The sequence below is a fragment of the Aeromonas sp. HMWF015 genome, assembly GCF_963878965.1.
Taxonomy (GTDB): Bacteria; Pseudomonadota; Gammaproteobacteria; order Enterobacterales; family Aeromonadaceae; genus Aeromonas; species Aeromonas veronii.
Genome location: NZ_CAWNZT010000355.1, coordinates 43,839 through 51,139 on the forward strand (window position 1 = coordinate 43,839; position 7,301 = coordinate 51,139).

At 60.4% G+C, this 7,301-nt stretch carries 7 protein-coding genes; 1 reads left to right on the plus strand and 6 read right to left on the minus strand.

Going from position 1 to position 7,301, the window contains the following annotated elements:
• Both AACS18_RS17980 and serB read right to left on the minus strand, forming a co-directional pair.
• The coding region (locus tag AACS18_RS17980) for an alpha/beta fold hydrolase (protein WP_108612930.1) at nucleotides 1-744 on the minus strand (744 nt) is incomplete at its 3' end.
• A gap of 28 nt (nucleotides 745-772) precedes the next feature.
• The gene (serB, locus tag AACS18_RS17985) at nucleotides 773-1,783 is read right to left on the minus strand and encodes a phosphoserine phosphatase SerB (protein WP_108612921.1); all 1,011 of its coding nucleotides are present in this window, start codon (nucleotides 1,781-1,783) and stop codon (nucleotides 773-775) included.
• Nucleotides 1,784-1,902: 119 nt separating this feature from the next.
• On the opposite strand from serB, the gene AACS18_RS17990 reads away from it, so the two are divergent.
• The gene (locus tag AACS18_RS17990; protein ID WP_108612922.1) at nucleotides 1,903-2,523 is read left to right on the plus strand and encodes a YtjB family periplasmic protein; all 621 of its coding nucleotides are present in this window, start codon (nucleotides 1,903-1,905) and stop codon (nucleotides 2,521-2,523) included.
• A 67-nt stretch (nucleotides 2,524-2,590) separates the two neighbouring features.
• On the opposite strand, the gene deoD is transcribed toward AACS18_RS17990, so the two are convergent.
• From deoD to deoC, 4 genes are all read right to left on the minus strand, one after another.
• The gene (deoD, locus tag AACS18_RS17995) at nucleotides 2,591-3,307 is read right to left on the minus strand and encodes a purine-nucleoside phosphorylase (protein WP_005340471.1); all 717 of its coding nucleotides are present in this window, start codon (nucleotides 3,305-3,307) and stop codon (nucleotides 2,591-2,593) included.
• Nucleotides 3,308-3,383: 76 nt separating this feature from the next.
• A complete protein-coding gene (locus AACS18_RS18000) occupies nucleotides 3,384-4,592 on the minus strand; it encodes a phosphopentomutase (RefSeq protein ID WP_043851167.1) in 1,209 nt (402 codons plus the stop codon).
• A gap of 14 nt (nucleotides 4,593-4,606) precedes the next feature.
• A complete protein-coding gene (deoA, locus tag AACS18_RS18005; RefSeq protein ID WP_108612923.1) occupies nucleotides 4,607-5,938 on the minus strand; it encodes a thymidine phosphorylase in 1,332 nt (443 codons plus the stop codon).
• A 109-nt stretch (nucleotides 5,939-6,047) separates the two neighbouring features.
• Nucleotides 6,048-6,821 carry a deoxyribose-phosphate aldolase gene (gene deoC / locus AACS18_RS18010; protein ID WP_108612924.1) on the minus strand — a complete coding sequence of 258 codons (774 nt, stop codon included), beginning with the start codon at nucleotides 6,819-6,821 and terminating at the stop codon, nucleotides 6,048-6,050.
• Nucleotides 6,822-7,301 lie beyond the last annotated feature (480 nt).

Genomic DNA, 7,301 nt, shown 5'->3' on the forward strand with positions numbered 1-7,301 from the left:
GCGGCGCACATCGGTCGGGTGACCCAGCACCTTGTCCGCTTTGGCCGAGATCATCCAGAGCGGTGGCCAGTTGACCCGTGCCGCCGCCTCGTCATAGGCAAAACCGTCGTGAGGATCCTGCCAGGGGCCGCACTTGACCCAGGGGATGGTCTCCTGCAGATAGCGCAGCGGCTCGTCGTCAGCACCGATCTTCAGAGTGCGAGCCGCCAGAAAACCACGGCGGCGGGCCAGCCAGGGGGCCAGCCGATTCCAGATCAGATCCACCTTCAGCCAACGCTCGGGATTGTGCACCGACACGCCGCGCTTGGTGCCAAAAAACAGCAGACTAGCCACCTGCTCCGCCAGCTCGGGGAAGCGCACCAGGGTCGAGGCCATGATGACACCACCCCAGGAGTGAGCCACCCAGTGCACCTTGAAGCCATGATGGCGCTCGGCAATCCAGCGCTGCAGGGCGGGCAGATCCTCGGTGATCAGCTCATGCTGACCGTGCTCCGCCTGCTCGGCGATGGCAGGAGTGCTGAGCCCCCGCCCCCGCAAATCAGCCACATAGACCTGATAGCCGTGGCGGGCCAGAAAGCAGGCCAACCCCTTGCCCGATTCGGTGTAGAAGATCCGGCCGTTCTCGATGGCGCCGTGCACCATCAGGATCGGCTCGCCATGCACGGCGACCCGGGGTTTGATGTGGCGAACATGCAATTGATGGCCACCACAGGGGATAAACAGAGACTGCTGCAACAATTCCATTTTTATTGCTTTCCTCCTTGAAACACTGTCAGCGCTTGTCCCAACGCTGCTCGCTGCAGGCCCGCGCCGCCAGCAGGCAGATCACCCCCTCCAGGTCGTGATGATTGAGGGTGGCTGCCGCCTGTGCCCGCACCAGCGGTTTGGCGTGAATGGCGATGCCAAGACCCGCGACCCCCATCATCTTGAGATCGTTGGCACCATCGCCGATGGCCACGGTCTGGTCGGCAGCAATGCCGTACTCCTGAGCAAGCTGCTGCAACACCTCTGCCTTGACGCTGGCATCAACGATGCGTCCGCTCACCTTGCCGCTCAGCTGGCCCCCCTCCACCGCCAGCTCGTTGGCGAAGATGGCATCAAGCCCCAGCTCGCGCTGCAACTGGCCAGCAAAACGGGTAAAACCACCGGAGGCGATGGCCACCTTCCAACCCGCCCCTTTGAGGGTATCGACCATCAGCTGCAAGCCCGGCATCCAGGGCATCCATGCCGCCACCTCGTCGAGGATGGCGACCGGCGCCCCCTCAAGCAGCGCGACCCGATTACGCAGACTGTCGGCAAACTCCAGCTTGCCCTGCATCGCCGCGGCCGTCACTGCCGCTACCTGCTCGCCAACCCCGGCAAGCCGGGCAATCTCGTCGATGCACTCGATGCGGATCGCGGTAGAGTCCATGTCCATCACCAGCAGGCCGGGCTCGTTCAGGGTCGGTAGCGCGGGCAGATGGCAGAGATCGATCTCCCACTCACCGCTCTTGAGCTCGGCCACCAGCTCGGAAGAGAAGCGATCGCAGCCAAGCAGCAGCAACGGCACGCCCGCCACCTCTGTGGGAGGATAGAGGGTGGCCGCCAACTCCTGTGCAACCAACAGTGGTGACAGACGCGCCAGATGGGAGGCGCCCAGCCCCTTGCCAAACAGCACCAACCAGCCGCCAGCCTGCGGAGTCTCTGTCGGTTGCAACGCATCTGCTTTGAGCTGCCAACAGGGTGAGCCGGACAACAACGCGGGCCAATCGGATAACAGAGGGGGGAGCCGGGACAACAACATAAGGGATACGCCTTCCTTGGTGAGCAGGGGGTTAACAATGCTGGCCCAGAGTAGCGTATTGCTTTTTGTACAGGCAAGCGCCAAGATCCCGCCACTCCTTGTTACCATGAGGTCCGCGCTTGCAGCGTCATCTTCCCATCAAACGTGTTCTCAGCCTGGGTGCCGGTATCCTGCTCGGATGCTGGGTGCTCGGTGTGCTTATTCATATGCAGGGTGAAAGCCAGGCCTCGCTGCACAGCGACGCGCGCAACCGGGCACAGGCGCTGGTCGCCTATGCCGCCCGCGACATGAAACGCTGGATCAAGGAGGAGAAGAGCAGCGAGCTGGAGCGGCTGGCGCGGGATCTGGCGGCGGAACCGGAGATCCTCGATGCCACCCTCTACGACGGACGCGGCATTCCACTCGCCCAGTCTGAGCAGGCGGTGCCGCTGGAGAGCCTGCTGCCCATCGGCAGCGATAACAAGTCACTGCCGGAGCAGGGAAAGGGGCGGATCCAGTTCGTACAGGAGATCCGGGATGGCGAGCAGACCATCGGCTTCCTGCGCATCACCCTGGAAGAGCAGCAGATGCTGGCAGACAAGGACACCCGGCTCAAGGTGGTGCAGGAGAAACAGCGGCTGATGCTGCTGGTCGCCCTGCTGGCCGGGGTGCTCATCTCCTACGGCGTGCGCCGCAACTACATGCGGGTGCGCAAGCACAAGAAAAAGAGTACGCCCCCCGCGCCGCCTCCGGAAAACTGATGGCGCAACCAGAGAGAAGATACAAAAACGGCGGCCAGAAGGCCGCCGTTTCTTATTCGCAAGGGAATTACTTGTCGCCCAGCAGGACGGAATCCAGTGCGATTTCGATCATGTCGTTGAAGGTCAGCTGACGCTCTTCAGAGGTGGTCTGCTCACCGGTACGGATATGGTCGGAGACGGTGCAGATGGTCAGCGCCTTGGCACCGTACTCTGCGGCCACGCCATAGATACCGGCGGCTTCCATCTCGACACCCAAGATGCCGTATTTTTCCATGACGTCGAACATGGAGGGGTCCGGGGTGTAGAACAGGTCGGCGGAGAAGATGTTACCGACGCGCACGGCAACGCCCTTGTTCTTGGCGGCCTGTACGGCATTGGCAACCAGGTCGAAGTCGGCGATGGCAGCGAAGTCGTGATCCTTGAAACGCAGACGGTTTACTTTGGAATCGGTGCAGGCACCCATACCGATCACCACGTCACGCAGTTTCACGTCTTCACGCACAGCGCCACAGGAGCCCACACGGATCAGGGTCTTCACACCGTAATCGGTGATCAGCTCTTTTGCATAGATGGAGCAGGAGGGGATACCCATGCCGTGGCCCATCACGGAGATACGACGGCCCTTGTAGGTACCGGTGAAGCCGAACATGTTGCGCACGTCGCAGATCTGCTCGACGTTCTCCAGGAAAGTTTCAGCGATGTACTTGGCGCGCAGGGGGTCGCCCGGCATCAGCACGGTATCAGCAAAGGCGCCATCTTTCGCATTGATATGAGGAGTTGCCATTCTCTTGATTCCTTCACACTAGGTTGAGTTTTATTGTTTTATAAATTGCCCGCCGCCGAAGTGGCGGGCGGGTAAATTACAGGAAGCTGGTACCGTACGCCAGTTTGGGCAGACCGTGGTACGCCGCAATGCTCTGGCCGATATCGGCGAAGGTCTCGCGACGGCCGACGGAACCAGCCTTGACCGGCTTGCCGTAGAACAGTACTGGGATGTACTCGCGGGTATGGTCGGTGCCGCTCCAGGTCGGGTCGCAACCGTGGTCAGCGGTCAGCACCACCACGTCGCCATCCTGCAGCAGGTCGAACAGCTCCGGCAGGCGGGAGTCGAAGTACTCCAGCGCATCGGCGTAGCCCTTCACGTCGCGACGGTGACCGTAGGAGGAGTCGAAGTCGACGAAGTTGGTGAAGACGATGGTGTTGTCACCGGCCGCTTTCACTTCTTCCAGAGTACGATCCCACAGCTCGGTCAGGCCGGTACCCTTCACCTTCTTGGTGATGCCCTGCTCGGCATAGATGTCGGCGATCTTGCCGATGGAAACCACCTGACCGCCCGCGTCCTTCATGTAGTCCAGCACGGTCGGTGCCGGCGGCAGCACAGAGTAGTCGTGACGGTTACCGGTACGCTTGAAGTTGCCCTTGCCACTACCCACAAACGGACGCGCGATAACACGACCGATGTTGTAGGGCTCCAGCAGCTCGCGCACGATGTGGCACAGCTCGTAGAGCTTCTCGAGGCCGTAGGTCTCTTCGTGGCAGGCAATCTGGAACACCGAGTCGGCAGAGGTGTAGAGGATCGGCTTGCCGGTGCGCATATGCTCTTCGCCCAGATCGTCCAGCACCTGGGTACCGGAAGCGTGGCAGTTGCCAAGATAACCGGGCAGACCAGCCTTCTCGACGATGGCGTCCAGCAGCTCCTGCGGGAAACTGTTGGTGTGATCCTTGAAGTAGCCCCACTCGAACAGTACGGGCACACCGGCGATCTCCCAGTGACCGGACGGAGTGTCCTTGCCGGAGGAGAGCTCCTGAGCGTAGCCGTAGGCACCGACTACCTCGATATCTTTCTTAAGACCTGCCGGGAAAGTGCCGGAGGCCTGTTCGCAAGCGTGGCCGAGGCCCAGCTTGCTCAGGTTCGGCAGATTGAGGGCACCGCGGCCCTGCGCTTCACCAGCCGCACACGCCTTGGCGATATGGCCAAGGGTATTGGCGCCCGTGTCTCCGAACTTGTCAGCGTCGGCGGCAGCGCCGATACCGAAAGAGTCCATCATCAGGATAAAGGTACGTTTCATGGGACTTCCCCTTGTTACAAATCAGTCAGGGTGATACGGCGGTACACTTCAGGCAGTGCCTCGGGCCGCTCGCCACCAATCCGGACAGCCGCCTGCACCATGCTGGCAGCCTGAGCGTATTGCTCTTCAGTCTGAGCGTGGATCATCGCGATCGGCTTGTCAGCATCGACGCTCTGACCCAGGCGGATAAAGTCGGTCAGACCAACCGCATAATCAAGTTTGTCACCGGCAGCGCGGCGACCACCGCCCATGGCGACCACGGCCAGACCCAGTTCGCGGGTATCCATGGCGGTCACGAAGCCGCTGTTGGCCGCGAAGACCGGGCGCACGATGGCGGCTTTGGGCAGGTAAGCGTCGTAACGCTCCATGAAATCGGCAGGGCCACCCAGGCCAGCCACCATGCGACCGAAGATCTCGGCAGCCTTGCCGTTATCCAGTACCGCCTGCAGCTTGGCGCGGGCATCGCGCTCGTCGCTGGCCAGACCTGCGGAGATCAGCATCTCGGCACACAGCGCCATGGTCACTTCGTGGATGCGTGGGTTGCGATATTCACCGGTCAGGTAGCGCACCGCTTCGCGCACTTCCACCGCGTTACCGGCGCTGGAGGCCAGTACCTGATTCATATCGGTCAAGAGCGCAGAGGTGCGGCAGCCAGCGCCGTTGGCCACGGCAACGATGCTCTTGGCCAGCTCTTCGGACGCTTCAAAGGTCGGCATAAAGGCACCGGAGCCCACTTTCACATCCATCACCAGCGCTTCGAGCCCGGAGGCGAGCTTCTTGGAGAGGATGGAGCCGGTGATCATGGCAACAGATTCGACGGTGGCAGTGATGTCACGTACTGCATAGATACGCTTGTCGGCCGGGGCGAGATCGCCAGTCTGGCCGATGATGGCGACACCCGCCTCTTTCACCACTTTCAGGAAACGATCGTTGTCGACCGAGGTCTGGTAGCCGGGGATGGCATCCAGCTTGTCGAGGGTACCGCCGGTGTGGCCCAGGCCACGACCAGAGATCATAGGTACGAAACCGCCGCAGGCGGCGACCATCGGGCCAAGCATCAGGGAGACAACGTCACCCACTCCACCGGTGGAGTGCTTGTCGACAATCGGGCCACCCAGATTGAGGTGATCCCAGGTCAATACCATGCCGGAGTCACGCATGGCGCAAGTCAGGGCAACCCGCTCATCCATGGTCATGTCTTTGAAGTAGACCGCCATCGCCAGCGCCGCAATCTGGCCCTCGCCGATGGTGTTGTTGGTAATGCCCTGGACGAAGAATTGAATCTCTTGGGTACTGAGCGCTTCACCGTTGCGCTTCTTGCGAATAATTTCTTGAGGCAAAAACATCTTTCATTCCCTCCGCCATTGCTGGCGTTACACAAGCCTGAATCCTTGCCCACGCACCACAGGTGGGGGCTTAACAGGGCGGACAGCAGTCCGCCCTCTCATCAACCTATTAGTAACCGCTGGTGTTGGCCGGCTTGTCGCCATGCCCCAGAGTGGCCAGCAGACTGGCCAGCAGGCTGGATGCACCAAAGCGGAAGGTACGGGCGGATACCCAGTCGTTGCCGAGGACCTCTTCGGCCATGGCCAGGTACTGACCGGCAACGGCGGCATCTTTCACGCCACCAGCAGGCTTGAAGCCGACTTTCGGATTCTTGGCCTTGATCACTTCCATCATGATGCGTGCCGCTTCTGGGGTCGCATTGACCGGCACCTTGCCGGTGGAGGTCTTGATGAAGTCGGCACCGGCATCGATACAGATTTCGGAAGCGCGACGGATCAGCGCCTCTTCTTTCAGCTCACCGGTTTCGATGATCACTTTCAGCAGCACGTTGGCACCGCAGGCCTCTTTACAGGCTTTGACCAGATCAAAACCGATCTGTTCATTGCCAGCCATGAAGGCGCGATACGGGAACACCACGTCCACTTCGTCAGCACCGTAGGCGACAGCGGCACGGGTCTCGGCCACGGCGATCTCGATGTCGTCGTTGCCGTGCGGGAAGTTGGTCACGGTCGCAATGCGTACGTCGGCAGCGCCGATCTCACGCAGGGTCTTGCGAGCGATAGGGATAAAACGGGGGTAGATGCAGACAGCGGCGGTCAGACCGGCCGGTGACTTGGCCTTATGGCACAGGTCGATCACCTTCTGATCGGTGTCGTCATCGTTCAGGGTGGTCAGGTCCATCAGGTTCAGGGCGCGCTGAGCGGCCACTTTCAGGTCAGTCATTCTGTTCTCCAAAGTCTCGATTTAATCCAGATAACCGGGCACCACCATACCATCCAGCGATGGATGCACAGGCAGTAATCCCCAGCTATACGGGAATGGAATTACAGTGCGAATGCACCGGCACTATCGGGATGCTATTCAAAACACCCTGCAGGCACTGCGACTGTAAATAAGGCAAGAGCCCTGTCACTTTCTTACAAAAGTGCGGACTTGGTTCCATGAAGACTTGAGAAAGGCCGACCGCATCTGACCCAACTTCCCAATCAATTCCATTTGACCGCCAACACCCGATTTCATCGAGTATTAGTCATTGCCAGCACCCTGCTGGCAACGCCTATTTCAGCCGAGATACCCCCTGTTTGCAAGCCGGATTTGCCAATTTCAGAGGTACCTCACATCTGGCAAATCCAGGTCTAAAAAAGCCTTACGAAAAGAAACGAGTCAGGATCCAGGAGTAGGCCAATCCCCCCAGATAGACCC